Genomic DNA, 26,219 nt, shown 5'->3' on the forward strand with positions numbered 1-26,219 from the left:
TCAGGCCCAGAGCTGGCCCTGGAGGGTCTCGATGGCCTCCTCGGTGGTGGCCGCGGTGTAGACGCCGGTGGAGAGGTACTTCCAGCCGCCGTCGGCGACGACGAAGACGATGTCCGCGCTCTCGCCGGCCTTGACCGCCTTCTTCCCGACGCCGATCGCGGCGTGCAGGGCGGCACCGGTGGAGACGCCCGCGAAGATGCCCTCCTGCTGGAGGAGTTCACGGGTGCGGGTGACCGCGTCGGCGGAGCCGACCGAGAAGCGGGTGGTGAGGACGGAGGCGTCGTACAGCTCGGGGACGAAGCCCTCGTCGAGGTTGCGCAGGCCGTAGACCAGGTCGTCGTAGCGCGGTTCGGCGGCGACGATCTTCACGTCCGGCTTGTGCTCGCGCAGGTAGCGGCCGACGCCCATCAGGGTGCCCGTGGTGCCGAGGCCGGCCACGAAGTGGGTGACCGAGGGGAGGTCGGCGAGGATCTCGGGGCCCGTGGTGGCGTAGTGGGCGCCGGCGTTGTCCGGGTTGCCGTACTGGTAGAGCATCACCCAGTCCGGGTGCTCGGCGGCCAGCTCCTTGGCGACCCGTACGGCGGTGTTGGAGCCGCCCGCGGCCGGGGAGGAGATGATCTCCGCGCCCCACATGGCGAGCAGGTCCCGGCGCTCCTGGGAGGTGTTCTCGGGCATCACGCAGACGATGCGGTAGCCCTTGAGCTTGGCGGCCATGGCGAGGGAGATGCCGGTGTTGCCGCTGGTCGGCTCCAGGATCGTGCAGCCCGGGGTGAGGCGGCCGTCCTTCTCCGCCTGCTCGACCATGTGCAGGGCCGGGCGGTCCTTGATGGAGCCGGTCGGGTTGCGGTCCTCCAGCTTGGCCCAGATGCGGACGTCGGCGGACGGCGACAGCCGCGGCAGGCGCACCAGGGGGGTGTTGCCCACCGCGGCCAGCGGGGAGTCGTAGCGCATCGCCGATCAGGCCATACCGCCGGCGACGGCCGGCAGGATCGTGACGTTGTCGCCGTCGGCGAGCTTGGTGTCGATGCCGTCGAGGAAGCGGACGTCCTCGTCGTTCAGGTAGACGTTGACGAAGCGGCGGAGCTGGCCCCCGTCCACGATGCGGGCCTGGATGCCCGCATGCCGGGTCTCCAGGTCGGCGAAGAGCTCGGCGAGGGTGTCCCCGGTGCCCTCCACCGCCTTCTGGCCGTCGGTGTACTGGCGGAGGATGGTCGGGATGCGGACCTCGATGGCCATGGCTCAGGGCTCCTGTCGGAAGGTGTCGTAGGTTCGAAGGGCGCGCGGCGGCACGCGGCGGCCCGCCGCGGCTCACGGCCGTACGGCGGCAGCGGAGATCAACAGATGGCGCTGTTCAGCCTGCACAGGTCGACGTGCAGCCGCGCCACGAGCAGCGTGCCCGGCGCCTTGTCGCTCACGTCGAGAAGAACCATGGGCTCATCGTAACGATTCCCGGTCCGGCTCCCGGAGTGTGATCTCACCGTTCGGACGTTCTTCATCCGCGATTCGGGATGCGGGCGCGGTCGGCGGGGCGGCCTCAGTACGCGTCCACGACCTTGACCTCCTCCTCCGTCACCTCGCCCTCCACGATGCGGAACGAACGGAACTGGAAGTCGCCGGCGCCGTCGGTGTCCGCGGTGGAGACCAGGACGTAGTGGGCGCCGGGCTCGTTGGCGTAGGAGATGTCGGTGCGGGAGGGGTAGGCCTCGGTGGCCGTGTGGGAGTGGTAGATGATCACCGGCTCCTCGTCGCGGTCGTCCATCTCGCGGTAGAGCTTGAGCAGGTCCTGCGAGTCGAACTCGTAGAAGGTGGGCGACCGGGCCGCGTTCAGCATCGGGATGAACCGCTCGGGGCGGCCCTCGCCCACGGGGCCGGCGACCACGCCGCACGCCTCGTCGGGGTGGTCCTCGCGCGCGTGGGCGACGATCTGGTCGTACAGGGCCTGGGTGATGGTCAGCATGCCGGCAAGCATAAGCAGAAGGGCCGTTCCGTACCGATGAGTGGTACGGAACGGCCCACATGCCGGACGTCCTGAGCGGCTGCCGCATCGGGGCGCCACGAGTGCCCCCTGCGGCCGGACGTCCGTCGTGCGCGCGGACGCGCAGGTCAGCCGACCTTCTCGAACTCCGGCTCGCCGTGGCGCTCGGCGATCTGCGGGTTGCGGTTCTTCAGCACGAACCAGCCGATCGCGAGGGCGGCGGCCCAGCCGGCCATGACGTACAGACAGACCCGGGAGTCGGCGTCGTACGCGATCAGGCCGGTGACGAAGAGCAGGAAGGCGATGGCGATGTAGGAGCACACCGCGCCGCCCGGCGCCGGGAAGGAGGAGGCGGGCAGCCGGCCCGCGACGACCTGGCGGCGGTAGAGGACATGGCTGATGAGGATCATCAGCCAGGTCCAGATGCCGGCCGCGGTGGCGACCGAGGTGACGTACCCGAAGGCCTTCTCCGGGACGATGTAGTTCAGGACCACGCCGATGCCCATGAAGACGACGGAGACGCCGATGCCGATCGCCGGCGTCTTGGTCGACGACAGCCGGTTGAAGATCTTGGGGGCCTCGCCGTTGTCCGCGAGGGTGCGCAGCATGCGGCCCGTGGAGTACATGCCGGAGTTGCAGGACGACAGGGCGGCGGTGAGCACGACGAAGTTGACGATGCCGGCGCCGGCCGGGATGCCGATGACCGCGAAGGCCTTCACGAAGGGGCTGACGCCCTCGGCGAACTCGGTCCACTTCACGACGGCCAGGATGACGGTGAGGGCGCCGACGTAGAACAGGGCGATGCGCCAGGGCAGGGTGTTGATCGCCTTGGGGAGGGTCTTCTCCGGGTTCTCCGACTCGCCGGCCGTGACGCCGACCAGCTCGACGGCGAGGTAGGCGAACATGACGCCCTGGAGGGTCATCAGGGAGGAGCCGATGCCCTTGGGGAAGAAGCCGTCGAAGGCCCACAGGTTGGAGACGGCGGCGGTGTCGCCGGCCTGGCTGAAGCCGAGGGTGAGCACGCCGAGGCCGATGACGATCATGCCGATGATGGCGGTGACCTTGACCATCGAGAACCAGAACTCGATCTCGCCGAACAGCTTCACCGAGATCAGGTTGGCCAGGAACAGCACGACCAGGAAGACCAGGGCCGAGACCCACTGCGGGATGTCCGGGAACCAGTAGTGGATGTAGATGGCGGCGGCGGTGAGCTCCGCCATGCCGGTGACCACCCACATCAGCCAGTACGTCCAGCCGGTGAAGTAACCGAAGAAGGGGCCGAGGAACTCGCGCGAGTACTCGGCGAAGGAGCCCGAGACCGGACGGTAGAGCAGGAGCTCGCCGAGCGCCCGCATGATGAAGAAGATGATCACGCCTGCGAGGGCGTACATGAGGATGATGCTGGGACCGGCCTTGGCGATGTTGGCACCGGCGCCCAGGAACAGGCCGACGCCGATGGCACCGCCGATCGCGATCATCTGGACCTGACGGCTGCCGAGCCCTCGCTCGTACCCCTCCTCGGGGGCTTTCTCCGTGTCGACCTGCGCAGAGGTCATGTGTGGTGCGCCTTTCTCCATGCCGACCCGGGCCTTTCGTCGGCCGCGGATCGGGTCTCGATCCCCCCGGATGATGGAGCTGAGCGGGCTCACGTCCCGCTCGTGCCTGGCCGGCGGTCCGCCGACTCGGTGGCGCACCCGGCCGAACATTCGGGTGGTGTTCGCCGGGCGGTCGTGAAGATTTACCACGGCCGCAGCACTGATCACAGGTGCGCACTGTGACACACAGCACAAACAGAACCGGACAAAGGGGATCGAACAGGAGCGAAAAGGGGCAGCACTTTGACGCGATCGTTATCCGGATTTGAGGGTCCGCTGAGCGGACACCCGGTTCCCCCCGGTCAGGGTGTAAGGGGCGTCAGGGCATCAGGGTGGATACCAGCGTCTCCTGGAGACCGCCCAGCCACAGATACGCCATCACCATCGGCTTGCGCGGATCCTCGTCCGGGAGCCGGTAGAGCAGGTCGGTGTCCTCCTCGTCGGTGATCTCCAGCCGGGAGCCGATCGCCAGACGGAGGTCGTTGAGGGCGCCGAGCCACTGCCGGGACTCCTCCGTCGACAGCTTCAGCACCGCCCCGCCCTCGCCGCTCGCCGCGGAGGCCAGGGCGTCCAGGGCGCGGATCACCGCGAGCGCGTTCTCACGCTTGCCGGCCCGCAGGTCGTTCTCGGTGTAGCGGCGGAACTCGGCGGAGTGCGTCCGCTGCTCCTCCGCGTCCTGCGGCGAGCCGGGCGGCTGCGCGGGATCGCCGTAGGCGTCCGGGAACAGGCGGCGCAGCACCGGGTCGGAGGGCGGCTCGCTCGGGCCCTCGGCGAAGAGCTCGGCGAGCGGGTCGGCCTGCGCGTCCTCGGCGGGGCCGGGGCCGATCAGCTCCAGGAGCTGCACGGCCAGCGACCGGATGATGGAGATCTCGACGTCGTCGAGGGCGACGGCCGCACCGCCGCCGGGGAGCGGTTCGAAGTGTCCTGGCATGGAGGCGATTCGCTACTTCCGGTCCTGCTGGAGGGTGGCCCACAGACCGTAGCCGTGCATGGCCTGCACGTCGCGTTCCATCTCCTCGCGACTGCCGCTGGAGACGACCGCCCGGCCCTTGTGGTGGACATCGAGCATGAGCTTGGTGGCCTTGTCCTTGGAGTAGCCGAAGTACGTCTGGAAGACATACGTCACGTAGCTCATGAGGTTGACCGGGTCGTTGTGGACGATCGTGACCCAGGGGACGTCGGGCTCGGGCACGGCGAAGGTCTCCTCCGCCGACTCGGTGCGTTCGATCTCTAGGGGCGCGGGTGACGTCACACCCCCCATGCTGCCACCGGAGGGGGGTCGTCGCACAAACCGGCCCGCCCTCCACGGGAAACGACCCACAAATCGTCACACTGACGAAATCGGGGGTACCATCCCCGTCATGCTGCACACACCGGGGGACAACCCCCGGACCCCCGGCCGACACGGGGGCACCCGGAGAGTCACAGCAAGGAGAATTTGGTGGGCGTAGCGGACCTTGGGCTGCCGGTGGACGTCCCCTCGACGGCGCTCTTCACGGACCAGTACGAGCTGACCATGCTCCGAGCCGCGCTGAAGGCGGGCACGGCCGGGCGGCGGAGCGTGTTCGAGGTCTTCACCAGGCGGCTTCCCGACGGGCGCCGCTACGGCGTCGTGGCGGGCACGGGGCGGGTGCTCGACGCGGTGGAGAACTTCCGCTTCGACGCGGGCGTCCTGCGCTTCCTGCGCGAGCGGAACATCGTCGACGAGGACACCCTGGACTGGCTCGCCGGCTACCGCTTCAGCGGTGACATCTGGGGCTACCCGGAGGGCGAGGTGTACTTCCCGGGCTCGCCGGTCATGCGGGTCGAGGGGTCCTTCGGCGAGTGCGTGCTGCTGGAGACCGTGATCCTGTCCATCCTCAACCACGACTCGGCGATCGCCGCGGCGGCCTCCCGGATGGCCTCCGCCGCCGGTGAGCGGCCGCTGATCGAGATGGGCGCCCGCCGCACCCACGAACTGGCCGCGGTGGCCGCCGCCCGGGCCGCGTACGTCGGCGGCTTCGCGACCACCTCCGACCTGGCCGCCGGCTTCCGCTACAACATCCCCACCGTCGGCACCTCCGCCCACGCCTTCACCCTGCTGCACGACAGCGAGCGGGACGCCTTCCGCGCCCAGGTGGACTCCCTCGGCCGGGGCACCACGCTGCTCGTGGACACCTACGACGTCGCCGAGGCCGTCCGTACGGCCGTGGAGATCGCCGGGCCCGAACTCGGCGCCGTGCGCATCGACTCCGGCGACCTGCTGCTGGTCGCGCACCGGGTGCGGCAGCAGCTCGACGAGCTGGGCGCCACCGGCACGAAGATCGTCGTGACCTCTGACCTGGACGAGTACGCCATCGCCTCGCTCGCGGCGGCCCCCGTGGACGCCTACGGCGTCGGGACCCAGCTGGTGACCGGCTCCGGCCACCCGACGGCCTCGATGGTCTACAAGCTGGTCGCCCGCGCCGAGAGCGGCGACGCCGAGGCACCGCTGGTGCCGGTCGCCAAGAAGTCCACCGGCGGCAAGACATCGATCGGCGGACGCAAGTGGGCCGCCCGGCGGCTGGACGCGGACGGCTACGCCGAGGCCGAGGTGGTCGGCACCGGTCCCGTGCCCGGCGACCTCGCGGACCGGCAGCTCCTGGTCGAGCTGGTCAAGGGCGGGGAGGTGGTCGCCCGCGAGCCGCTCGACGTCGCCCGGGACCGGCACGCCGCCGCCCGCGCGAACCTTCCGCTGTCCGCCACGCAGCTCTCCCGAGGGGAACCTGTCATTCCGACGGAGTACGTGCACGGGGGGTCGGGTAGCTAAAGCTGGTGCGACGCGATACGGCCCGCGGTGGACCCTCCCGTACCGCCCCGGCAGTCAATAGGCTCGGGGGTTCACCGTCCGGGCCCCCAGCCCTTGCCCCCCGTCCTCTCCCCCGCCCCGTAGCCGACCCAGCCGAAGGACACCGACCATGCGCCGCGCCTTGATCGTCGTAGACGTGCAGAACGACTTCTGCGAGGGGGGCAGCCTCGCGGTGGCCGGCGGTGCCGACGTGGCCGCCGCCATCACCGAGCTGATCGGGCAGGCGCCCGCCGGCTACCGCCACGTCGTGGCCACCCGCGACCACCACATCGCGCCCGGCGGCCACTTCGCCGACAACCCCGACTACGTCCACTCCTGGCCCGCGCACTGCGTCGCCGGCACGGAGGGCGTGGGCTTCCACCCGAACTTCGCCCCCGCCGTCGCCTCCGGCGCCGTCGACGCCGTCTTCGACAAGGGGGCGTACGCGGCGGCCTACAGCGGCTTCGAGGGCGCCGACGAGAACGGCACGAAGCTCGCCGACTGGCTGCGGGCCCGGGAGATCGACGAGGTCGACGTCGTGGGCATCGCCACGGACCACTGCGTGCGGGCCACCGCCCTGGACGCCGCCAAGGAGGGGTTCCGCACCCAGGTCCTGCTCGACCTGACCGCCGGGGTGGCCCCGGAGACCACCGAGCGGGCGCTGGAGGAGCTGCGCCGGGCGGGCGTGGAGCTGTCCGGCAAGCCGGTCGTCCTGTAGGACTGGCTCCCCCGCGCCACTCAGGCCTGGGCCGTGGGACGCCGCAGCAGCGCCCGGATCGGGTGCCACAGCTCCTGCACGAGGTCCGGGCCCGTGCCGCCGCCGGCCGGGGCCGTGCGCCATATCAGGCCGTCGGGGTGGTGCAGGACGGCCGTGATCTCGTCCGGGGTCGGCGGGGCGGCGTTGCCCCGCAGATAGACCGCGCGCAACCCCAGGTTGCGCAGCCTGGTCAGGGCACGCGCCCGGTTCTGCGCGTGGACGAGTACGCGCACGCTGCCCGGAGCGTGGGTGGCGGGGCTGGGCAGGTTCAGCGCCACCACCACCGTGCCGTTCGGCAGCTTGCAGAAACCTCCTGCGGCCATGCGGTCACATCCCCGTGTCAGCCGGTGTCAATAACGAAGCCATAGAACGCACCTAAACACGGATCGGCGGCGACCCGCCAGGGGTCACCGCCGATCACGCTCTGACCAGGTGAAACGCTGTTCACCTCACCGCGGGTCCGACCTCCAGCTCGATCGTCGAGCCGTCGCGGGCCTCCTTGGTGATCTCGATCCGGGTGTTGGTGTCAGTGACCTCGACGCCGCCGGTCGGGTTCGACTCGTCGTAGTAGTCGCTGGTGTGGTCGTTGAAGACCGGCACGCCCCGCGAGGACGGGATACGGGTCGCGACGTCCGCCTTGTGCAGCGTGATGCCGTCCGTGCGGTAGAGGCTGAACGGCGAGTCGTACGCCTGCATGCGGTTGCGCATCAGGGTGCCGTCGGACCACTTCAGCGCGGTGGGGTGCGAGTCGACGGGCAGGACCAGGCCGGTGCCAGGGTGCTGGCTGGTGTTGTTGTCCGCCTGGGAGGTGTCCCACTTCCAGATCAGCAGGCCGTTCTGGTACGGGTAGTGCTCCACCCAGTCCGGACGGGACGCGAAGCCGAAGTTGTACGGGCCGGTCTTCAGCGTCTTGTCGTACGACACGTACTGCCGGTTCTCGGCGATGTAGTACTGCGCGTAGTCCTTGGTGAAGGACGCGCCGACGCGGGAGAAGCCGGTCGCCGTCCAGGCGGCGTCCGCGGACTCGGCGTCGTCGGAGAAGAGCGCCGCGCCGTCGGCCGTCACCGTGATCGCGTCGGCCGCGAAGCCCTTCTGGGCCACGCCGCCGTCCGTCTGGTAGCGGAAGCGCAGGTCGATCTTCTGGCCGGCGTAGGCGTCGAGCGGGTACGCGAGCTTGCCGTAGGACTCCACCGTGCCGGTCAGGGCCGGCTTGTCGCTGCCGTCGCGCGGGATCGGCTGACCGTCGAAGGTGCCGTCCAGGGCGGTCCAGTTGGCGCCGCCGTCGGTGGACACCTCGGCGTAGAGGTAGTCGTAGTTGGCCTCGATGTCGTACCAGCCGTCCAGCGTGAGGGCGGCCGACTTCTTGCCGGTGAGGTCGACGGACCGGGTCAGCGTGTTCTTGAGGTTGTCACCGCTGCCGCTCCACCACTGGGTCTGCCCCTGCGCGGGGGTGACGATCTCGGTGGTGACCGCCTTCTTCGGGAGCTGGACGACCAGGGCCTGCTTGTGCTTGGTGTTGTACTCGGCGAGACCGAGCTTGTGCCAGGAGTCGACCCCGGCCTTGGCCGTGTCGTAGTTCAGCCAGCCGAGCTGGAGCTTGTCCCAGGCGTTCATGTCGCCGGGCAGGTCGCCGATCTCGTTGCGTCCGGTGCCGAGCCACGAGCCGGAGGACATCAGCGTCCAGAAGCCGGTGGAGTTGTCGCCGCCGGCGGTGTCGTAGTGGTCCGGCAGGCCGAGGTCGTGGCCGTACTCGTGGGCGAAGACGCCGAGTCCGCCGTTCTCCGGCTGGATGGTGTAGTCGCCGACCCAGATGCCGGTGGAGCCGATCTGCGCGCCGCCCAGCCTGTTCTGCTCGGGGCCGGTGGCTCCGGCGTCGGTGCCGAAGGCGTACCAGCGGTGGGCCCAGATCGCGTCGGTGCCCTCGGCGCCGCCGCCCGCGGACTCGTCCTCGCCGGCGTGCACGATCTGGAAGTGGTCGATGTAGCCGTCGGGTTCGTTGAAGTCGCCGTCGCCGTCGAAGTCGTAGCGGTCCCACTCGTCGAACTTCGCGACGTCCGCCTGGATCTCGGCGTCCGTGCGGCCGGCCGCCTTCTGGTCGGCGACCCAGGCGTTCAGGCCGTCGCTGACGACGTTCCACACGCTCGGGCAGTTGGTGGAGCCGCAGGCGTTGTTGCCGTAACGGGCCTCGTTGTAGGGGACCTTGACCCAGTCGGAGACCTCGCCGTCGACCGAGTAGCGGCCCGAGGACTGCTTCTCGTAGTACTTCTTGACCGACTCGGTGTCCTTGCCGGTGCCGAAGTAGAGGTCCTCGTAGTGCTTCCGGTCGTAGTCCGCCTGCCAGGCGGTGGAGTTGTCCTTGGTGCGGTCCGGCTCGGCGATCCGGTTGTGCAGCGGACCCGGCTTGCCGCCGTAGCGGCTGTCGATCTGGTCGCCGAACTCGACCAGGATGGTGAAGATCTTGTCGGTCTTCTCCCGGCCCAGTTCGACGTACTTGCTGTCGCCCTTCTTGCTCTTGAGCTGGACGACCTTGGAGCCCTCGCGGTCCTTGACCGTGGCCCGGCCGGATATGACCTGGTTCAGCGCCTCCTGGCGCTGTGCCTCCTGGGTCCTGCTGAGCGGGCCCTCCAGGTCGTGCGAGTCCATGCCCTTGGCCGGGTGCGGGTCGTGCCCCTCGGCCGCGGCCGGGCGGGCGGGCGAGTCCGCCTGGGCGGCGGTGGCGGTGGAGAGCGTGGCGGTGGCGGCGGCCAGGGCGACCGCTGTCGCGGCCGTTCTGAACGTCCGGGATCTACGGGTCACTTGAGTTCCTCCCCCGCGTCCACGCGCGCGGAAGGGAGGGTCAGGGTAGTGACGGGTCCGCGCACACGTGATCAACGCGTGTAGTCAAGTGACGACATTTGACTAGAGGTTTGAGAGAAAAGACAGATCTTGACTTGAGCAGGTCAAGTGCACTATGCGGAGCGGCTGTTCGCTTTGCGGACGCCCGACCCGGCGTCAGACGGGCGCGTGAACCCTCCGGTTCCCGAGGGGGCATGACTCCGTGCGCCCCCCGTGCACCGGCACTGTTGGTTAGCTCACGCTTACTATTTGTTCCACTAGGGCACAGAGCCGATTAGAGTCGACTGGCAGAACGCCCGGAAGCCGGCGGAAAGCCAGGCCGACAGCCCGCCTCACCCCCAGATTGTCTTCCGAGGACACGATTGCCATGCCTCGTCCGACTGCCGCCCAGTTCGCCTACGGTACGTGCACCGTGATCTTGTCGACACTCGCCATGCTGCTGTTGTCACGGACGAGTTCGGGTCCGGGCATCGGTGTCATCGTGGTCGCGGCGCTCGCCCTCGGTCTGCTGGTCGCCATGACGGCCCCGCAGCCCCGGGCCCGCACGGTCACGACGCACCGGCCCGCCGCCACCGCCGAGGAGCCCGCGGCGCCGACCCCGGTCTCCGCGGGAGCGGGCGAGCCGGCGCGCGGACGAGCGGCCTGACCGCTCCGTCCCGTCAACGAGTGCTGACCACCACCGTCTTGGCCGCCTTGTCGTGCAGGCCCTGCTTGTAGGGCTTGTCGAAGAAACTCCAGCCGCCCGCGATGATCGTCCACACGCAGGCGCAGCAGAACGCGAACGGGATCCACAGCACCGCCGCGCGCAGGAGCGAGGTCTGCACGGAGGGCGTCGCGCCGTTGTCCAGGTTGGCCACCCGCATGCCGAGCCACTTCTTGCCGAGGGTCTGCCCGGTCCTGGCCGTCATGAAGGTGTCGTACGCGATGTAGAGCACGGCGGCGATCACGGACTGGCCGAAGGACCGGGCGACCTCCACCTGGTCGCCGTCCACGTCGTACTCCTGGACGTTGAAGGCCCAGCTGAGCAACCAGACCACGATGCCCACGAGGATCATGTCGATGATCCGCGCCAGGGTGCGCCGGCCGCTGTCCGCCAGCGGGGGCATGCCGGCCAGCGGGTCGGTGGGGTAGGGGCCGCCGCCGTAGGGACCGCCGCCGTAAGGGCCGCCGGGCGGGGGCTGGCCGCCGCCGTACGGGGGCGGTGTGTCGTACGGCGAGCCGCCGCCCCCCGCGCCCGGGCCGGCTCCGGGCGGCGGGGGCTGCTTCCTGAACGGGTCCTCTTCGGGCGGCTGCTGACCGGAGCCGGGGGGCGGTTCGCTGCTCATGGCCCGAGTCGACCGCGAACCCTCCGGCAGCGCATCCGGCGAGCGGCCGTCCGGAGTACCACCGGCCCGCCCGTACGGCGGAAGGGTCAGCCCGCGACGAACGTCCGTGCGGCCTTGTCGTGCCAGCACTGGTGCCACGGCTTGTCGAACAGGCACCACAGGACGCCTACGACGCCCACGACCAGGAGGCCGGGGACGCTGTAGACGAGCCAGCGGCGCAGGGCCGCGCCGAAGCCCGGGGGCTCGTGGGCCTCGATGTCCCGCACCTCCAGGCGGAGCAGCCGCTTGCCGAGGGTGCGGCCCCACTTGGCGGTGGGCAGCGCCTCGTAGGCGGCGCCGAAGAGCAGCAGGACGGCCAGGACGATGCCGAGGTACGTGGCCGTCGTGCCGTCGAGCAGCCAGACGGTGACGGTCTCGCCGGACAGCTTGGCCGCGTCGATCTTGTCCTGGACGTGGTCGACGGCCTTGGTGCCGAGGGGCACGGCGGCGACGGCGGTGACGGCCGCGAGGACGACGGTGTCGACCAGACGGGCCGCCAGCCGCTTGCCGAGCGCCGCGGGGCGGGCGGCCGCCTGACGCCGGGCGGCGGCCTGGAACGGGTCCTCGACCGGCGGCTTCCACGGCGCGACGGGCTGGTCGTCCCCGCCGGCGCCGGCCAGCCGGTGCACCTGCTGGGCCCAGGAGGACTGGCCTCCGCCGGGTCCGCTGGTGAGCGGGGCGGAGGGGGCGGGCTGCGGAGCGGCCGACTGGTGGGGGACGGCCGGGCCGGAGGGGGACCCGGGTGCCTGCTGTCCGCCGGGCCCCGCCTGTGCCGCGGCGGCGCGGGCGGCGGCGGCCTTGCCGGCGCCGAAGCCGGGTCCGCCCGCGGCGGGCGGGGTGGGGTCGGTGCTGCCGGGGCGGGACGCGCGCGGGGGGACCGCGCGGAAGGTCATGGTGCCGTCGTCGGAGGCCGGCGCCTCGCGGGACGGGCCGGTCGGACGGCGGAAGACGAAGGTGCCGCCGGGGTCGTCCCCCGCCTCGGCGGAAGCCCCGGCGCGGCCTGCGCCGGCCCCGGCACCGGCCGAACGGCCCCCGGCGGGCGCTGCGTCGGCCGACCCACCGGCCTCGGGCCAGGCCCCGGCCGAGCGGCCGCCGGCATCGGCAGCCCCACCGGCGGCAGACCCCGCGGCTGCGACCCCACCCGCGGCGGACCCTGCGGCGGAAGAACCGCCACCGACGGCACCGGCGTCCGCCGACCCACCGACCTCGGGCCACGCCCCGGCCGAGCGGCCGCCGGCATCGGCGGGCACACCGGCTGCGGCCCCTGCAGCGGAAGAACCGCCGCCGACGGCACCGGCCTCGGCCGACCCACCGGCCTCGGGCCAGGCCCCGGCCGCACGGCCGCCGGCATCGGCAGCCCCACGTGCGGCGGACCCTGCGGCTGCGGAACCGCCACCGGCGGAACCGGTGTGGGCGGAACCGCCGGCGGCGGGACCGGCGTCGGCGGAGTCGTCGGTGGTGGTCGTGGCGTCGGCGGCGCGGGCGTGCGGGACCCTCGGGTCCGCGCCCTGCGCGGCCGGCCAGGAGACGCGCTGGTTCCCGTCGTCGGCGAAGCCCGACTGGCGGGAGGGGTCGGCGCCCCAGGCCGAGGCGGGTTCCGGCCGGCTGCCGTGCTGGGGCGGGACGGCGGGGTCGGGTTCGTCGACCGGGTCCTCGTCGAAGAAGTGCGGGCCGGTCTCCTCGACGGAGGGCGGCGCGGCACGCACGCCCGGGGGCGGAGCGAGCGGCTCTCCGTCCTTGGGCGCCGGACGGCTGGTGCCCGGCACCCAGGAGGCACCGTTCCAGTACCGGACATATCCAGGAATGGACGGGTCCGGGTAATACCCTTCGCGGGGCCTGTCGTCACCGGGGGCCGGAGTTGGGGCGCTCATGTCCGTCGTCCCGTATCTGCTCGGGGGTCGTATGGGGGCCTCCACATCTATCAGACGGGCGCAACCGGTACCGCCGGTCCCGCCGTACCCGCCCCTTTCCGGGCAACGCCGTGCGCGGACCTTCACACCCCGGGAGGCGGAGAAAAAAGTTCCGCGAACCCGCGTAATGCCTCCGGCTCCAGCCGCTCTCACCACGTGCGGGCCCGCTGCGGGCGGCCCGTGCGGATCCGTACGAGAGAGGACACACGCCATGCGTCACACCGTCGTCGAGCGCGAGCTGGAGCTGGAGTTCATCCTGTCGCCCGGGCACAGCGTTCCCGTCCCGGCCCGTCTCGGCTACTTCACCGACGACCCCTACGCCGTCCACATCACCTTCCACATCGACTCCCTGCACCCCGTGCACTGGACGTTCGGCCGAGACCTGCTGGTGGAGGGGGTGTTCCGGCCGTGCGGGCACGGCGACGTGCGGGTGTGGCCGTCGAAGGCGGACGGGCGCAGCGTCGTACTGGTGGCGCTGAGCAGCCCCGACGGGGACGCCCTGCTCCAGGCGCCGGCGGCGCAGGTCTCGGCGTGGCTGGAGCGGACCCTGCGGGCGGTCCCGCCGGGGACGGAGGGCGAGCAGCTGGGCCTTGACGACGGGCTGGCCGAGCTGCTCGCCCGGTGAGGCGCGGGGCGGGTCAGAACAGCTTGCCCGGGTTGAGGATGCCGAGCGGGTCGAAGACCTGTTTGACGGCCCGCTGCATCTCCAGGCCCACGGGCCCGATCTCGCGTGCCAGCCACTCCTTCTTCAGCACGCCCACGCCATGCTCGCCCGTGATCGTGCCGCCCAGTTCCAGGCCGAGGCCCATGATCTCGTCGAAGGACTCGCGGGCGCGCCGGGACTCGTCGGGGTCCGAGGCGTCGAAGCAGACCGTGGGGTGGGTGTTGCCGTCGCCCGCGTGCGCGCAGACCCCGATGGTGAGGCGGTACTTCTCGGCGATGCGCTCGATTCCCTCCAGCATGTCGCCGAGCCGCGAGCGGGGCACGCAGACGTCATCGATCATCGTGGTGCCCTTGACTGCTTCGAGCGCGGTGAGCGACAGGCGCCGGGCCTGGAGGAGCAGTTCGGACTCGGCCGCGTCGTCGGCGGGGACGACCTGGGTGGCGCCGGCGGCCTCGCACAGCGCGCCGACGGCGGCGAGGTCGGCGGCCGGGTCGGTGGTGTCGAAGGCGGCGAGCAGGAGGGCCTCGGTGGTCTCCGGCAGGCCCATGTGGGCGAGGTCGTTGACCGCCTTGACGGTCGTACGGTCCATCAGTTCGAGGAGGGACGGCACGTGTCCGCCCTCCATGATCCGGCACACGGCGTCGCAGGCGGCGGCCGCGGAGGAGAACTCGGCGGCCAGCACCAGCTGCTCGGGCGGCTTGGGGCGCAGGGCCAGGACGGCCCGTACGACGATGCCGAGGGAGCCCTCGGAGCCGACGAACAGGCGGGTGAGGTCGTACCCGGCGACGCCCTTGGCGGTGCGGCGGCCGGTGGTCATCAGGCGGCCGTCGGCCAGGACGACGTCCAGGCCGAGGACGTACTCGGCCGTCACCCCGTACTTCACGCAGCACAGGCCGCCGGAGGCGGTGCCGATGTTGCCGCCGATGGTGCACATCTCCCAGCTGGAGGGGTCGGGAGGGTAGTAGAGGCCGTGCTCGCCCACCGCGCGGGAGAGCGTGGCGTTGACGACGCCCGGTTCGACGACGGCGACGCGGTCGACCGGGTTGATCTCCAGGATGCGGTCCATCTTGGTCAGGGACAGCACGATGCAGCCGTCGGAGGCGTTGGCCGCGCCGGACAGGCCGGTGCGGGCGCCCTGCGGGACGACCGGCACGCGCAGCGCGGTGGCGGTGCGCATGACGTGCTGGACCTCTTCCACGGTGCGCGGCAGGACGACCACCGCGGGGGCGCCGGCCGGGCAGAAGCTCGCCATGTCGTTGGCGTAGGAGGCCGTGACGTCGGGGTCGGTGAGGACGGCCTCGGCGGGCAGGCCGTCGAGCAGCCGGCCGACGAGGTCGCCGGTCGCCGCGGTGTCTTCGTCGCGAGGCGCTTCGATACGGCTCATGATCACAGCGTCGCACCCGGGGCCATCGGTGTGAACCCCGTGGACGGCACCCTTCACCTGCCCGGGTGTGCTCATCATATTGACGCACAGTAAGCGCCATGGAGACTGACACGTCGAGCGCCCCGGAGAGCCCGCGGAAACGGCGCGCCCGCCGCCGTCGCCGGGTCCTGATCGCCTCGGCCGCCGGGTGCGCCGTCCTCGGCGGGGTACTGGTGCTGCTGCCCCGGGAGCGGGCGGAGGCCCCGGCTGCGGCTCCGGCTCCCCCGCGGCCCGCGCCGGGGCCCAAGGCGCACAAGCGGGGCCCGGTCACCGCCGGGGTGCCGGCCGCGCTGCCCGACCTGGTGGCGCTGATCGGCGAACGGGAGGCGCACCTGCGGGGACATCCGCGGGACGCCCCGTCGTGGGCGCTGCTGGGGAGCGCCTACGTGGAGCGTGGCCGGCAGACGGCCGACGCCGCGTACTACCCGAAGGCCGAGAAGGCGCTGCGCACGTCGCTGAAGGTGGGCAGTCCGGGGAACGCCCCGGCGCTGGAGGGGCTGGCGGCGCTGGCGGTCGCGCGGCGGGACTTCGCCGCGGCGAAGCGGTGGGGGGAGAGCGCGCGCGAGGCGGCGCCGAAGCGGTGGACGACGCACGCGGTGCTGGTCGACGCGTACACCGGGCTCGGTGACCGCGAGGCCGTGGGCCGGGCCCTGGACAGGCTGCTGGAGCTGCGTCCGGGCACCCCGGCCGTGCGGGCCCGGGCCGCGGCCGTCTACCGGGACCTGGGCTGGCGGGAGGACGCCGCCGCGCAGATCTCGGACGCGGTGGCGGAGGCCGGGGCGCCGGCGGAGCGGGCCGCGTATCTGGAGCAGGCCGGCCGACTGGCCTTCGAGCGCGGGGACCGGGACGGGGCGCTGCGCAGCTTCCGGGAGGCGCTGCTCGCCGATCCCGGCCAGCGCGCCGCGCAGGCCGGGCTGGGGCGGACACTGGCTGCGCTGGGCCGGACGGATGAGGCGGTGGACGCCTACCGGGCGGCGCTCGCCGGGTCGCCGCGGCCCGAGTACGCACTGGAGCTCGGCGAGCTGTACGAGTCGCTGGACCTCGGCCGGGAGGCGCGGGCGCAGTACGAGCTGCTGCGGGAGCAGGTGCGCAGGGCCGAGGCCGGCGGGGCGGACGAGGAACTGGTGCTGGGCCGGTTCGAGGCGGACCACGGGGACCCGTGGTCCGCGGTGCGGCGGCTGCGGGCCGAGTGGGAGCGCCAGCCGGCGACCGCGGTGGCCGACGCGCTGGGCTGGGCGCTGCACCGGGCCGGGGAGCACGGGGAGGCGCTGGAGTACGCGGAGATCGCGACCGACGCCACGTACGGGGGCGGGGTGCGCAGCGCGCTGTACGCCTTCCACCGGGGCATGATCGAGCGGGCGCTGGGGCATGACGGGCGCGCCTGGCGGCGCCTGACGGAGGCGCTGCAGCTCAACCCGTACTTCTCGCCGCTGCTGGCGCCGGTGGCGCGGCGGGCGCTGGCGGAGCTGGGCGAGCCCTCGGAACAGGGCCCGCCGCTGCCGTAGGGGCGACCGGGGCAGGTGTCAGAGGTTGCCCCGCTTGGCCTGCTCCCGCTCGATCGCCTCGAACAGGGCCTTGAAGTTGCCCTTGCCGAAGCCCATGGAGCCGTGCCGTTCGATGATCTCGAAGAAGACGGTCGGGCGGTCCTGGACCGGCTTGGTGAAGATCTGCAGCAGATAGCCGTCCTCGTCGCGGTCGGCGAGGATCTTCAGCTCGCGCAGGGTCTCGACGGGCACGCGGGTGTCGCCGACCCACTCGCCGAGGGTGTCGTAGTAGGAGTCGGGCGTGTCCAGGAACTGGACGCCGGCCGCCTTCATCGTGCGTACGGTCTGCACGATGTCGTTGGTGTTGAGCGCGATGTGCTGGACGCCGGCGCCGCCGTAGAACTCCAGGTACTCGTCGATCTGGGACTTCTTCTTCGCGACGGCGGGCTCGTTGATGGGGAACTTGACCTTGAGCGTGCCGTCGGCGACGACCTTGGACATCAGCGCGCTGTACTCGGTGGCGATGTCGTCGCCCACGAACTCCTTCATGTTCGTGAAGCCCATGACCTTGTTGTAGAAGCCGACCCACTCGTTCATGCGGCCGAGTTCGACGTTGCCGACGCAGTGGTCGACGGCCTGGAAGGTGCGCTGGGCGGGCGGTTCGACCATCGGGGCGGCGGCCGCGTAACCGGGCAGGTAGGGGCCGTCGTAGCCGGTGCGCTCCACCAGGGTGTGGCGGGTCTCGCCGTAGGTGGCGATCGCGGCGAGGACGACCGTGCCGTGCTCGTCCTTCATCTCGTACGGCTCGGCGACCGGACGGGCGCCGTGCTCGACGGCGTAGGCGTAGGCGGCCCGCGCGTCCGGGACCTCGATGGCGAGGTCGATGACGCCGTCGCCGTGCTCGGCGACGTGCCGGGCGAGGAAGCGGCCCCAGTCGGTGGACGGCTTGATCACCGAGGTGAAGACGAATCGGGCGGAGCCGTTCTCCAGGACGTAGGAAGCGGTCTCCCGGCTGCCGTTCTCCGGTCCGGAGTAGGCGACCAGCTGCATGCCGAACGCGGTGGAGTAGTAGTGCGCCGCCTGCTTGGCGTTGCCCACGGCGAAGACGACCGCGTCCATTCCCTTGACCGGGAAGGGGTCGGCCTGCCGGGCGGTGTCGGGAGTGTGGTGTGTGGTCTGCGTCATAGCCGCAGGGTCTCCCGTGCCCGCAAGGTGCGCAATAGTTTGCGGTTTCACTGGGCAGTTTGCCCAGTGAGACGCCAGCGGGGGCGGGCGATCTGTACAGGATGACCAGCCAGGAGGGCGGCCGTGGCGATCGATCATCTGGACGAGCGGATCATCGTGCTGCTGGCGCGGGAGCCGCGGATCGGGGTGCTGGAGATGTCCCGGCGGCTGGGCGTGGCGCGCGGGACCGTGCAGGCGCGCCTGGACCGGCTTCAGTCGAACGGAGTCATCCGCGGATTCGGCCCGGAGGTCGATCCGGCGGCGCTCGGCTACCCCGTCACGGCCTTCGCGACGCTCCAGATCCGGCAGGGCCAAGGAGCCGACGTACGGGCCCACTTGGCGACGGTCCCGGAGGTGCTGGAGCTGCACACCACCACCGGCACCGGGGACATGCTGTGCCGGCTGGTGGCCCGCTCGAACGCGGATCTCCAGCGGGTGATCGACCGGGTCGTCGGTTTTGATGGCATCGTGCGGGCCGCCACGGCGATCGTCATGGAGAACCCCGTTCCGCTGCGGATCATCCCGCTGGTGGAACAGGCGGCCCGGGACCGCGACGGACGCGAGTGAGACCGGCCCGAGCCCGGAGGTGAGCGGCGGTGAACTTCTGGGAGTTCGTGGGCAGCCGTCACCAGCAGCTGCTCACGGACGCCTACCAGCACGCGAGTGCCGTGTTCCAGTGCATGGTCGTGGCGACCGTCCTCGGGGTGCTGATCGGGGTCGCCACCTACCGCAGCGAGTGGGCCGGGAACCTGGCGACCGTCACCACCTCCACCGTCCTCACCATCCCGTCGCTGGCCATGATCGGTCTGCTCATCCCGGTCGTGGGGCTGGGGGTGCCGCCCACGGTGACCGCGCTGACCCTGTACGGGCTGCTGCCCGTCGTGCGCAACGCGATCGTCGGGCTGCGCGGGGTCGACCCGGCGCTCGTGGACGCGGCCAGGGGCATCGGCATGTCGCGCGCGTCCCGGCTGCTGAGGGTGGAACTGCCGCTCGCCTGGCCGCCGATCCTCACCGGGATCCGGGTCTCGACGCAGATGCTGATGGGCATCGCCGCCATCGCCGCCTACGCCTCCGGACCGGGCCTGGGCAACGAGATCTTCCGCGGGATCGCCTCGCTGGGCAGCCGGAACGCGCTGAACCAGGTGCTCGCGGGCACGCTCGGGATCATCGTCCTGGCGCTGCTGTTCGACGCCGCGTACGTCCTGCTCGGACGGCTGACCATCCCGAGGGGGATCCGTGTCTGAGACCACGGCCTCCTCCGCGGCGACGGGGGCGACGATCGAGCTGGAGAACCTGACCAAGCGCTACCCGGGAAACCCGCAGCCGGCCGTCGACGGCGTCTCCATGGAGATCGGGGCGGGAGAGACGGTCGTCTTCGTCGGTCCCTCGGGCTGCGGCAAGTCCACGACCCTGAAGATGATCAACCGGCTGATCGAGCCGACCGGCGGGCGCATCCGCATCGGCGGCGAGGACGTCACCCGCATCGACCCGGTGAAGCTGCGCCGCAAGGTCGGCTACGCCATCCAGTCCTCCGGCCTGTTCCCGCACATGACCGTCGCCCAGAACATCGCCCTGGTGCCGCAGCTCAACGGCTGGCCGAAGTCCCGGATCCGGTCGCGGGTGGAGGAGATGCTCGACCTGGTGGGCCTGGACCCCGGGGAGTTCCGCGGCCGCTATCCGCGCCAGCTCTCCGGCGGCCAGCAGCAGCGGGTGGGCGTGGCGCGGGCGCTGGCGGCGGATCCGCCGGTGCTGCTGATGGACGAGCCGTTCGGCGCGGTCGACCCGATCACCCGGGACCACCTCCAGGACGAGCTGATCCGGCTGCAGCACGAGCTGCACAAGACGATCGTCTTCGTCACCCACGACTTCGACGAGGCGATCAAGCTCGGCGACCGGATCGCGGTGCTGCGCGAACGCTCGCACATCGCGCAGTTCGACACCCCGGAGGCCATCCTCACCAACCCGGCGGACGACTTCGTCTCCGGTTTCGTCGGCGCCGGGGCGGCGCTGAAGCGGCTGAACCTGACCCGCGTACGGGACGTGGGGATCAGCGACTGGCCGACGGTGACCGTGGACGACCCGCTCCAGCACGTCCTCGACCGGCTGCGGGCGAGCGGCGGCAACGAGATCCTGCTGGTGGACAAGCAGGGGCGGCCCTACAAGTGGCTCAGGCGCGGCGATCTGATGCGGGCCAAGGGATCGCTCGCGCGTGCGGGGACCCCGGTGCACTACACCGTGTCCCGGGACGCCACCCTGCGGGACGCGCTGGAGGCGGTGCTGACGGACAACGCGGGACGGGTCGCGGTCACCGGCCGGCGCGGCCGGTACGAGGGCGTCGTCGACATGGAGACGCTGATGAACTCCGTGCACGAGCTGCTGGAGGCCGACCGGCTCGACGCGCTGGAGCACCAGCACGACACGGAGGAGGCGGGCTCCGCGCGGGCGCACTCCGGGCAGGAGGGCCCGGACGGCTCCGGAGGGGAGGCGGAGAAGGCGTGAGCACCTCCCCCCACCTCAGGCCCGAAGGCGAGCACGAGGTCAGGGGACTCGCCCACCGGGACGACGGAGAAGCCGAGGACGAGCTCCGCCCGCCCTCCGCGGCGGCGCCCGGGCGGCGGGTGACCTGGCAGAAGCTGACCATCATGCCCGCGCTGATCACGGCGCTGCTGCTGGCGACCTGGCTGTGGTTCCGGCAGGCCGACCTGGACGCGCTCAGCGAGAACGCGCTGTCGGGCGGCCAGGTCACCAAGGCCCTGTGGCAGCACGTCCAGCTGACGGTGATCTCCACCTTCTTCGTACTGGTCATCGCCATCCCGCTGGGCGTCCTGCTCACCCGCGGGGCGTTCCGGAAGGCCACGCCGGTGGCGATGGCCCTCGCCAACATCGGCCAGGCGACCCCGGCGATCGGTCTGCTGGCGCTGCTGGTGATCTGGCTGGGCATCGGCCGCAGGGCCGCCCTGATCGGCATCATCGCCTACGCCGTCCTGCCGGTCCTCTCCAACACCATCGCCGGACTGAAGGCGAACGACCCGACGCTGCTGGAGGCGGCCCGCGGCATCGGCATGTCCCCGCTCGGCGTGCTCACCCGCGTGGAACTCCCCCTGGCCGTCCCCCTGATCCTGGCCGGGGTGCGCACGGCCCTCGTCCTGAACGTCGGTACGGCGACCCTGGCGACCTTCGGCGGGGGCGGCGGCCTGGGCGTGCTGATCACCACCGGCATCACCAGCCAGCGGATGCCGGTGCTGCTGCTCGGCTCGATCCTCACGGTCGCCCTCGCCCTGCTGGTGGACTGGCTGGCCTCGCTCGCCGAGGTGCTGCTGCGCCCGCGGGGCCTGGAGGCGGGCGCATGAGGGCGCCCGTCCGCCTGCTGCTGGCGGCGGCGCTGGTCGCGGCCTCGGGCTGCGGCCTGACCAGCGGCTCCCCCATGGCGGACGTCGTGGAGCCCGGCACGGTCGGCCGGGGAAGGCCGCTGGAGGGCGCAGATCTCACGGTCGTCTCCAAGGAGTTCACCGAGCAGCTGATCCTCGGCGCGATCATGGGCATCGCCTTCGAGGCGGCCGGCGCCGAGGTCCTCGACCGCACCGGCATCCAGGGCTCCGTCGGCACCCGCGCGGCCATCGAGAACGGCGACGCCGACGCCACGTACGAGTACACGGGCACCGCCTGGATCACGTACCTGGGCAACAGCAGGCCCATCCCCGACCCGCGGCAGCAGTGGCAGGCGGTGCACGACGCCGACCTGAAGAAAGGGCTGACGTGGCTGCCGCCGTCGACGCTGAACAACACCTACGCCCTGGCCATGAACCGGGCGAACTTCGAGAAGTACCGCACGAAGACCCTGTCCGAGGTCGCCGAGCTGGCCAGGACCGACCCGGGCGCGGTCACGCTCTGCGTCGAGGGCGAGTTCGCCAACCGCGCGGACGGGCTGCCGGGCATGCAGAAGGCGTACGGGATGGACCTGCCGGCGGGGAACATCACGCAGATGGACACCGGGATCATCTACACGCAGACGGCGAAGGGCGCCTGCACCTACGGCGAGGTGTTCACCACCGACGGGCGGATCAAGTCGATGGACCTGGTGGTGATGGAGGACGACGCGAAGTTCTTCCCGAACTACAACGCGGCGCCCATGATCAGGACGGACACCCTGGAGAAGTGGCCGGCGATCGCCTCCGTCCTCGCGCCCGTCACCGAGGCGCTGGACAACACCGTGGCGCGGGACCTGAACGCGCGGGTCGACGTCGACGGGGAGGATCCGCACCAGGTGGCGCTGGACTGGATGGTGGAGAAGGGGTTCGTCAAGGAGAGGTGACGCCGGGGCCGGGTTCCGTCAGGGCCCGGCTGTGGCGGCCGCCGGCCGTGGCTTCAGCAGCTCGGGACCTCGCCCTTGCCGGTCTCCAGGGCCCGGAGTGAGTCGACCGCGCCCTCCAGGGTGGTGACCGGGATGAGCCTGAGGCCCTTCGGCAGTTCCGCCTGCGCGTCGGAGCACTCGGCCTTCGGCACCAGGAAGACCGTCGCCCCGTCCCGCCGGGCGGCCTGCGTCTTCAGCGGCACACCGCCGACCGCGCCGACCTTGCCGCCGGTGGAGATGGTGCCGGTGCCGGCGATGATCCGGCCACCGGTGAGGTCGCCACCGCTGCCGTCGCCCTCCAGCTTGTCGATGATCCCGAGGGCGAACAGCAGCCCGGCGCTCGGCCCGCCGATGTCGGCGAGGCGCAGCTTCACGTCGACGTCCGCCTCGCTGAGACCCAGGTGGTCCAGGGCGGCCGTGGTCGCCGCGTCCTGGGACTCCTCCATCTGCTCCTTGTTGTGCTCCTCGATCTCCTTGACGTCGTCACCGCTCGGGTAGACCGCGTCCCGCGGCATGACCGCCCGTTCGCTGTCGAACCAGTTGCCGAGCACGTCGCCCAGCGAGACGTGCGCGTCCGGGCCGGTCGCCACGATCGTCGTCATCCGCAGTTGGCCCTCGGTCCTGCGGGTCGGCGCTCCCGAGATCGTGATCACCGGGGTGCCCCGGTGCTCCCCGAGCACGTTCGCCGTGCTGCCGGGCTGCGCCACGGAGAACGGCAGCGGCGCGAAGACCGTGGTGGCGAGCAGACCCACGACGGGCAGGGCGCAGACGGCCAGGGCTTGGGGGCGTGTGAGGCGAGAGAGCACGGGATCAATCTAACGCGACCCGGCCGCGGGGCCGCCGTGCCTCCCCTGGCGCCCGTCCTCCCCGGCGACCGTCCTCCACGGCACCGGCGACGGCGGCACCGGCAACGGCAGCGGCGCGAGCGCCGTCACCGCAGCGCCTCCGCCACCTCCCGGGCCGCCTCCATCACCCGCGCCCCCACCCGCTCGGGCACCACATCGGCCAGCATCACCACGCCGACGCTGCCCTCGACGCCGGTCACCCCGAGCAGCGGTGCCGCGGCCCCGCTGGCCCCGGCCTCCAGTTCGCTGTGGGTGAGGGTGTAGCCCGGCTCGGCGGAGGGCTGCATGCGGGCGGAGAGGATGGCCTTGCCCGCGGCCCCCCGGTCCAGCGGATGGCGGAACCCCGCCCGGTAGGCCACGTGGTAGTCGGTCCACGTCGGCTCGACCACGGCCACGGCCAGCGCCTCCGCGCCGTCCACCAGCGTCAGGTGGGCCGTCGCCCCGATGTCCTCGGCCAGCGATCGCAGGGCGGGCATCGCCGCCTCGCGGACCAGCGGGTGCACCTGGCGGCCCAGGCCCAGCACCCCGAGTCCGACGCGGGCGCGGCCGCCCAGGTCACGGCGTACGAGTGCGTGCTGTTCGAGGGTGGCGAGCAACCGGTACACGACGGTCCGGTTCACACCCAGTTTGTGGGATAGCTCGGTGACGGTCAGCCCGTGGTCCGTATCGGCCAGCAGTTTGAGGACGCGCAGTCCCCGGTCGAGCGTCTGAGAGGTCTCCGCGGTCACGACGCCCACTCCTTAGTGGTGAGGTCGGCGGCCTCCTCGCGGCGGGTGCGTCACCGAGTCCCGTCAGTGACGCGTCAGAGGCCGCCGATCGGCTGACGGCCCGGCCTTCTGCCCGGGCCCAGTCGCTTCACGGCTGCGCTCCGCGGCGGCGCTGCCACGGGGCGTGTGCGTAGCGGGACAGTAGCGAGCCGGTTCGCTCAGCGGAAGGCTCCGTCCAGAATCCGGTCAGTGACCGGTATGGACTACCTGTGTTTGTCCCGATACGTACAGCGCTCGCCGCGGCCTCCCGAGCCCCGCCGGTCACTTCATCCGGGTCGCCCACTCCTGCACCTTGGCGATGCGCTGGCGCAGCTGCCCGGCCGTGGCCTCGGCGCTGGGCGGACCGCCGCACACGCGGCGCAGCTCGGTGTGGATCACGCCGTGCGGTTTGCCGCTCTGGTGGACGTAGGCGCCGACCATGGTGTTGAGCTGCCGGCGCAGCTCCATCAGCTCCTTGTGCGAGACGACCGGGCGCCGCTCGGCGGGCAGTTCGAGCAGGTCGGCCTCGGTGTCCGGCTTCTTGCGGCTGTGCGCGATCTGCCGGGCCTGCCGCTTCTGCAGCAGCAGCTGCACCTGGTCGGGCTCCAGCAGCCCCGGGATGCCGAGGTAGTCCTGCTCCTCCTCGCTGCCCGGGTGGGCCTGCATGCCGAACTCGGCGCCGTTGTACATCACCCGGTCGAAGACGGCGTCGGACTCCAGGGCCTCGAAGGGCAGCATGTCCTGCTCGCCGGTGTCCTCGTCCTGCTCCCGGTTCGCCTCCTCCATCTCCTTCTCGGACTCGGCGTAGGGGTCCTCCTCGCCCTCCTTCTTGGGCTTGTCGAGGACGTGGTCGCGCTCACGCTCCATCTCGTTGGCGAAGGTGAGCAGGTCCGGCACGGTCGGCAGGAACACCGACGCGGTCTCGCCGCGCCGCCTGGACCGTACGAAACGGCCGACGGCCTGCGCGAAGAACAGCGGCGTGGAGATGGTCGTGGCGTACACCCCGACCGCGAGGCGGGGGACGTCGACGCCCTCGGACACCATGCGGACGGCGACCATCCACCGGTCGTCGCCCGCGCTGAAGTCGTCGATCCGCTTCGACGCGCCGGTGTCGTCGGAGAGCACGACGGTCGCCTTGCTGCCGGTGATCTCGCGGATCAGCTTGGCGTAGGCGCGGGCGGAGTCCTGGTCGGAGGCGATGACGAGGGCGCCGGCGTCCGGGATGGCCTTCCTGACCTCGGTGAGCCGCTGGTCGGCGGCGCGCAGCACGGCGGGCATCCACTCGCCGCGCGGGTCGAGGGCGGTGCGCCAGGCCTGGCTGACGGCGTCCTTGGTCATGGGCTCGCCGAGCCGCGCCGCGATCTCGTCGCCGGCCTTGGTGCGCCAGCGCATGTTGCCGCTGTAGGAGAGGAAGATGACCGGCCGCACGACGCCGTCGGCGAGCGCGGAACCGTACCCGTACGTGTAGTCGGCGGCCGAGCGGCGGATGCCGTCGTTGCCCTCCTCGTACGTCACGAAGGGGATCGGGTTGGTGTCGGAGCGGAACGGCGTACCGGTCAGCGCCAGCCGCCGCGTCGCCGGCTCGAACGCCTCCAGGCACGCCTCGCCCCAGGACTTGCTGTCGCCGGCGTGGTGGATCTCGTCGAGGATGACGAGGGTCTTGCGCTGCTCGACGCGGTTGCGGTGCAGCATGGGGCGCACGCCGACGCCCGCGTAGGTGACGGCGACGCCGTGGTACTCGCGGCTGAGCGGGCCCGCGCTGTACTCCGGGTCCAGCTTGATGCCTATGCGGGCCGCCGCCTCCGCCCACTGCTTCTTCAGGTGCTCGGTCGGCGCCACCACGGTCACCTGCTGCACGACGTGGTGGTGCAGCAGCCAGGAGGCGAGCGTCAGGGCGAAGGTCGTCTTTCCGGCGCCGGGGGTCGCGACCGCCAGGAAGTCCCGGGGCTGCTCCTGGATGTACTTCTCCATCGCCCCCTGCTGCCAGGCCCGCAGCTTGCTGGCGGTGCCCCACGGGGCGCGGCCGGGGAAGGCCGGGGAAAGGTGGTGCGAGGTGCTGGAGCTGGCGGTGGTAGTCACGGTCTCCGAAGGGGTTGGAACGGCTCGGCCACGTATGACAACCGGGCCACCCTACCGGCGCGGTGACCCGGCCGACGCCGGGACGGGGCCGGGTCACGCCATGGTGGGACCGACGTCACAGCCGCCCCGGCGGCCCCGGCCTGCCCCGGCCGCCTCGCAGC

At 71.7% G+C, this 26,219-nt stretch carries 26 protein-coding genes and 1 pseudogene; 10 read left to right on the forward strand and 17 right to left on the reverse strand.

What is annotated here, in order from left to right:
• The 7 genes from H0H10_RS16830 to clpS form a co-directional block, all read right to left on the reverse strand.
• Positions 1–951, reverse strand: a complete 951-nt coding sequence (locus H0H10_RS16830) for a PLP-dependent cysteine synthase family protein (protein ID WP_188181780.1) — start codon at positions 949–951, stop codon at positions 1–3.
• Positions 952–957: 6 nt separating this feature from the next.
• Positions 958–1,236, reverse strand: coding sequence for a MoaD/ThiS family protein (locus H0H10_RS16835; protein ID WP_188181781.1), 279 nt, complete (start codon positions 1,234–1,236; stop codon positions 958–960).
• A 98-nt stretch (positions 1,237–1,334) separates the two neighbouring features.
• Complete coding sequence (locus tag H0H10_RS41260; protein ID WP_019065921.1) at positions 1,335–1,430, reverse strand: putative leader peptide; 96 nt, start codon at positions 1,428–1,430, stop codon at positions 1,335–1,337.
• 104 nt (positions 1,431–1,534) lie between these two features.
• Positions 1,535–1,957, reverse strand: a complete 423-nt coding sequence (locus H0H10_RS16840; RefSeq protein ID WP_188181782.1) for a M67 family metallopeptidase — start codon at positions 1,955–1,957, stop codon at positions 1,535–1,537.
• A gap of 146 nt (positions 1,958–2,103) precedes the next feature.
• The gene (locus tag H0H10_RS16845) at positions 2,104–3,531 is read right to left on the reverse strand and encodes an amino acid permease (protein ID WP_188181783.1); all 1,428 of its coding nucleotides are present in this window, start codon (positions 3,529–3,531) and stop codon (positions 2,104–2,106) included.
• Positions 3,532–3,889: 358 nt separating this feature from the next.
• Positions 3,890–4,501 carry a DUF2017 domain-containing protein gene (locus H0H10_RS16850; protein ID WP_188181784.1) on the reverse strand — a complete coding sequence of 204 codons (612 nt, stop codon included), beginning with the start codon at positions 4,499–4,501 and terminating at the stop codon, positions 3,890–3,892.
• 12 nt (positions 4,502–4,513) lie between these two features.
• Entirely contained in the window at positions 4,514–4,831 is a 318-nt protein-coding gene (clpS, locus tag H0H10_RS16855; RefSeq protein WP_188181785.1) for an ATP-dependent Clp protease adapter ClpS, read from the reverse strand.
• Positions 4,832–5,011: 180 nt separating this feature from the next.
• Between clpS and H0H10_RS16860 the strand changes: the two genes are divergently transcribed.
• Entirely contained in the window at positions 5,012–6,358 is a 1,347-nt protein-coding gene (locus H0H10_RS16860) for a nicotinate phosphoribosyltransferase (protein WP_188181786.1), read from the forward strand.
• Between the two features lie 148 nt (positions 6,359–6,506).
• Positions 6,507–7,094, forward strand: a complete 588-nt coding sequence (locus H0H10_RS16865) for an isochorismatase family protein (protein ID WP_188181787.1) — start codon at positions 6,507–6,509, stop codon at positions 7,092–7,094.
• A 20-nt stretch (positions 7,095–7,114) separates the two neighbouring features.
• Here H0H10_RS16865 and H0H10_RS16870 read toward each other — a convergent pair whose 3' ends face one another.
• Together H0H10_RS16870 and H0H10_RS16875 are read right to left on the reverse strand one after the other, a co-directional pair.
• Positions 7,115–7,456 (reverse strand): hypothetical protein, encoded by a 342-nt coding sequence (locus H0H10_RS16870; RefSeq protein WP_188181788.1) that lies wholly within the window; start codon positions 7,454–7,456, stop codon positions 7,115–7,117.
• Between the two features lie 121 nt (positions 7,457–7,577).
• A complete protein-coding gene (locus H0H10_RS16875) occupies positions 7,578–9,929 on the reverse strand; it encodes an immune inhibitor A domain-containing protein (RefSeq protein WP_188181789.1) in 2,352 nt (783 codons plus the stop codon).
• Between the two features lie 406 nt (positions 9,930–10,335).
• On the opposite strand from H0H10_RS16875, the gene H0H10_RS16880 reads away from it, so the two are divergent.
• Positions 10,336–10,614, forward strand: a complete 279-nt coding sequence (locus H0H10_RS16880; protein ID WP_188181790.1) for a hypothetical protein — start codon at positions 10,336–10,338, stop codon at positions 10,612–10,614.
• Between the two features lie 13 nt (positions 10,615–10,627).
• On the opposite strand, the gene H0H10_RS16885 is transcribed toward H0H10_RS16880, so the two are convergent.
• From H0H10_RS16885 to H0H10_RS41500, 3 genes and pseudogenes are all read right to left on the reverse strand, one after another.
• Entirely contained in the window at positions 10,628–11,293 is a 666-nt protein-coding gene (locus H0H10_RS16885; RefSeq protein ID WP_188181791.1) for an RDD family protein, read from the reverse strand.
• 86 nt (positions 11,294–11,379) lie between these two features.
• The gene (locus tag H0H10_RS16890; protein ID WP_444875693.1) at positions 11,380–13,098 is read right to left on the reverse strand and encodes an RDD family protein; all 1,719 of its coding nucleotides are present in this window, start codon (positions 13,096–13,098) and stop codon (positions 11,380–11,382) included.
• Positions 13,099–13,110: 12 nt separating this feature from the next.
• Positions 13,111–13,455 (reverse strand): annotated as a pseudogene (locus tag H0H10_RS41500) (hypothetical protein); the annotation flags it as partial.
• Here H0H10_RS41500 and H0H10_RS16895 point away from each other — a divergent pair.
• Complete coding sequence (locus tag H0H10_RS16895; RefSeq protein ID WP_188181793.1) at positions 13,454–13,867, forward strand: SsgA family sporulation/cell division regulator; 414 nt, start codon at positions 13,454–13,456, stop codon at positions 13,865–13,867. The pseudogene H0H10_RS41500 and the gene H0H10_RS16895 overlap by 2 nt on opposite strands.
• A gap of 13 nt (positions 13,868–13,880) precedes the next feature.
• Here H0H10_RS16895 and H0H10_RS16900 read toward each other — a convergent pair whose 3' ends face one another.
• Positions 13,881–15,296 (reverse strand): FAD-binding oxidoreductase, encoded by a 1,416-nt coding sequence (locus tag H0H10_RS16900; protein ID WP_188181794.1) that lies wholly within the window; start codon positions 15,294–15,296, stop codon positions 13,881–13,883.
• Between the two features lie 92 nt (positions 15,297–15,388).
• Between H0H10_RS16900 and H0H10_RS16905 the strand changes: the two genes are divergently transcribed.
• A complete protein-coding gene (locus H0H10_RS16905; RefSeq protein WP_188181795.1) occupies positions 15,389–16,834 on the forward strand; it encodes a tetratricopeptide repeat protein in 1,446 nt (481 codons plus the stop codon).
• An 18-nt stretch (positions 16,835–16,852) separates the two neighbouring features.
• Here the strand turns inward: H0H10_RS16905 and hppD are convergent, their stop codons facing one another.
• The gene (gene hppD, locus H0H10_RS16910) at positions 16,853–17,998 is read right to left on the reverse strand and encodes a 4-hydroxyphenylpyruvate dioxygenase (protein ID WP_188181796.1); all 1,146 of its coding nucleotides are present in this window, start codon (positions 17,996–17,998) and stop codon (positions 16,853–16,855) included.
• Positions 17,999–18,121: 123 nt separating this feature from the next.
• Here hppD and H0H10_RS16915 point away from each other — a divergent pair, with 123 nt between their 5' ends.
• Genes H0H10_RS16915 through H0H10_RS16935 form a run of 5 tightly spaced genes read left to right on the forward strand, consistent with a single transcriptional unit; the run spans position 18,122 to position 22,349 of the window.
• The gene (locus H0H10_RS16915; protein ID WP_188181797.1) at positions 18,122–18,604 is read left to right on the forward strand and encodes an Lrp/AsnC family transcriptional regulator; all 483 of its coding nucleotides are present in this window, start codon (positions 18,122–18,124) and stop codon (positions 18,602–18,604) included.
• A 29-nt stretch (positions 18,605–18,633) separates the two neighbouring features.
• Complete coding sequence (locus H0H10_RS16920; protein WP_188181798.1) at positions 18,634–19,281, forward strand: ABC transporter permease; 648 nt, start codon at positions 18,634–18,636, stop codon at positions 19,279–19,281.
• The gene (locus tag H0H10_RS16925; protein ID WP_188181799.1) at positions 19,274–20,536 is read left to right on the forward strand and encodes a betaine/proline/choline family ABC transporter ATP-binding protein; all 1,263 of its coding nucleotides are present in this window, start codon (positions 19,274–19,276) and stop codon (positions 20,534–20,536) included. The genes H0H10_RS16920 and H0H10_RS16925 overlap by 8 nt, the downstream gene beginning before the upstream one ends.
• Positions 20,533–21,387 (forward strand): ABC transporter permease, encoded by an 855-nt coding sequence (locus H0H10_RS16930; RefSeq protein WP_188181800.1) that lies wholly within the window; start codon positions 20,533–20,535, stop codon positions 21,385–21,387. Before H0H10_RS16925 ends, H0H10_RS16930 begins: the two co-directional genes overlap by 4 nt.
• Positions 21,384–22,349, forward strand: a complete 966-nt coding sequence (locus H0H10_RS16935; protein ID WP_188181801.1) for a glycine betaine ABC transporter substrate-binding protein — start codon at positions 21,384–21,386, stop codon at positions 22,347–22,349. Before H0H10_RS16930 ends, H0H10_RS16935 begins: the two co-directional genes overlap by 4 nt.
• Before the next feature lie 53 nt (positions 22,350–22,402).
• On the opposite strand, the gene H0H10_RS16940 is transcribed toward H0H10_RS16935, so the two are convergent.
• The 3 genes from H0H10_RS16940 to H0H10_RS16950 all read right to left on the reverse strand — a co-directional run bounded on the left by H0H10_RS16940 (position 22,403) and on the right by H0H10_RS16950 (position 26,058).
• A complete protein-coding gene (locus H0H10_RS16940) occupies positions 22,403–23,194 on the reverse strand; it encodes a S16 family serine protease (RefSeq protein WP_188181802.1) in 792 nt (263 codons plus the stop codon).
• 125 nt (positions 23,195–23,319) lie between these two features.
• Complete coding sequence (locus H0H10_RS16945; protein ID WP_188181803.1) at positions 23,320–23,961, reverse strand: IclR family transcriptional regulator; 642 nt, start codon at positions 23,959–23,961, stop codon at positions 23,320–23,322.
• A gap of 300 nt (positions 23,962–24,261) precedes the next feature.
• A complete protein-coding gene (locus H0H10_RS16950) occupies positions 24,262–26,058 on the reverse strand; it encodes a DEAD/DEAH box helicase (protein ID WP_188181804.1) in 1,797 nt (598 codons plus the stop codon).
• Between the last annotated feature and the right edge of the window lie 161 nt (positions 26,059–26,219).

It is taken from the genome of Streptomyces griseicoloratus (assembly GCF_014534645.1).
Taxonomy (GTDB): domain Bacteria; phylum Actinomycetota; class Actinomycetes; order Streptomycetales; family Streptomycetaceae; genus Streptomyces; species Streptomyces griseicoloratus.

What these genes read in the sequence shown, in the direction of transcription:
- H0H10_RS16830 (WP_188181780.1), bottom strand. Translation starts at nt 951, where the DNA reads ATGCGCTACGACTCCCCGCTGGCCGCGGTGGGCAACACCCCCCTGGTG.
- H0H10_RS16835 (WP_188181781.1), bottom strand. Translation starts at nt 1,236, where the DNA reads ATGGCCATCGAGGTCCGCATCCCGACCATCCTCCGCCAGTACACCGAC.
- H0H10_RS41260 (WP_019065921.1), bottom strand. Translation starts at nt 1,430, where the DNA reads ATGGTTCTTCTCGACGTGAGCGACAAGGCGCCGGGCACGCTGCTCGTG.
- H0H10_RS16840 (WP_188181782.1), bottom strand. Translation starts at nt 1,957, where the DNA reads ATGCTGACCATCACCCAGGCCCTGTACGACCAGATCGTCGCCCACGCG.
- H0H10_RS16845 (WP_188181783.1), bottom strand. Translation starts at nt 3,531, where the DNA reads ATGACCTCTGCGCAGGTCGACACGGAGAAAGCCCCCGAGGAGGGGTAC.
- H0H10_RS16850 (WP_188181784.1), bottom strand. Translation starts at nt 4,501, where the DNA reads ATGCCAGGACACTTCGAACCGCTCCCCGGCGGCGGTGCGGCCGTCGCC.
- clpS (WP_188181785.1), bottom strand. Translation starts at nt 4,831, where the DNA reads ATGGGGGGTGTGACGTCACCCGCGCCCCTAGAGATCGAACGCACCGAG.
- H0H10_RS16865 (WP_188181787.1), top strand. Translation starts at nt 6,507, where the DNA reads ATGCGCCGCGCCTTGATCGTCGTAGACGTGCAGAACGACTTCTGCGAG.
- H0H10_RS16870 (WP_188181788.1), bottom strand. Translation starts at nt 7,456, where the DNA reads ATGGCCGCAGGAGGTTTCTGCAAGCTGCCGAACGGCACGGTGGTGGTG.
- H0H10_RS16880 (WP_188181790.1), top strand. Translation starts at nt 10,336, where the DNA reads ATGCCTCGTCCGACTGCCGCCCAGTTCGCCTACGGTACGTGCACCGTG.
- H0H10_RS16885 (WP_188181791.1), bottom strand. Translation starts at nt 11,293, where the DNA reads ATGAGCAGCGAACCGCCCCCCGGCTCCGGTCAGCAGCCGCCCGAAGAG.
- H0H10_RS16895 (WP_188181793.1), top strand. Translation starts at nt 13,454, where the DNA reads ATGCGTCACACCGTCGTCGAGCGCGAGCTGGAGCTGGAGTTCATCCTG.
- H0H10_RS16905 (WP_188181795.1), top strand. Translation starts at nt 15,389, where the DNA reads ATGGAGACTGACACGTCGAGCGCCCCGGAGAGCCCGCGGAAACGGCGC.
- hppD (WP_188181796.1), bottom strand. Translation starts at nt 17,998, where the DNA reads ATGACGCAGACCACACACCACACTCCCGACACCGCCCGGCAGGCCGAC.
- H0H10_RS16935 (WP_188181801.1), top strand. Translation starts at nt 21,384, where the DNA reads ATGAGGGCGCCCGTCCGCCTGCTGCTGGCGGCGGCGCTGGTCGCGGCC.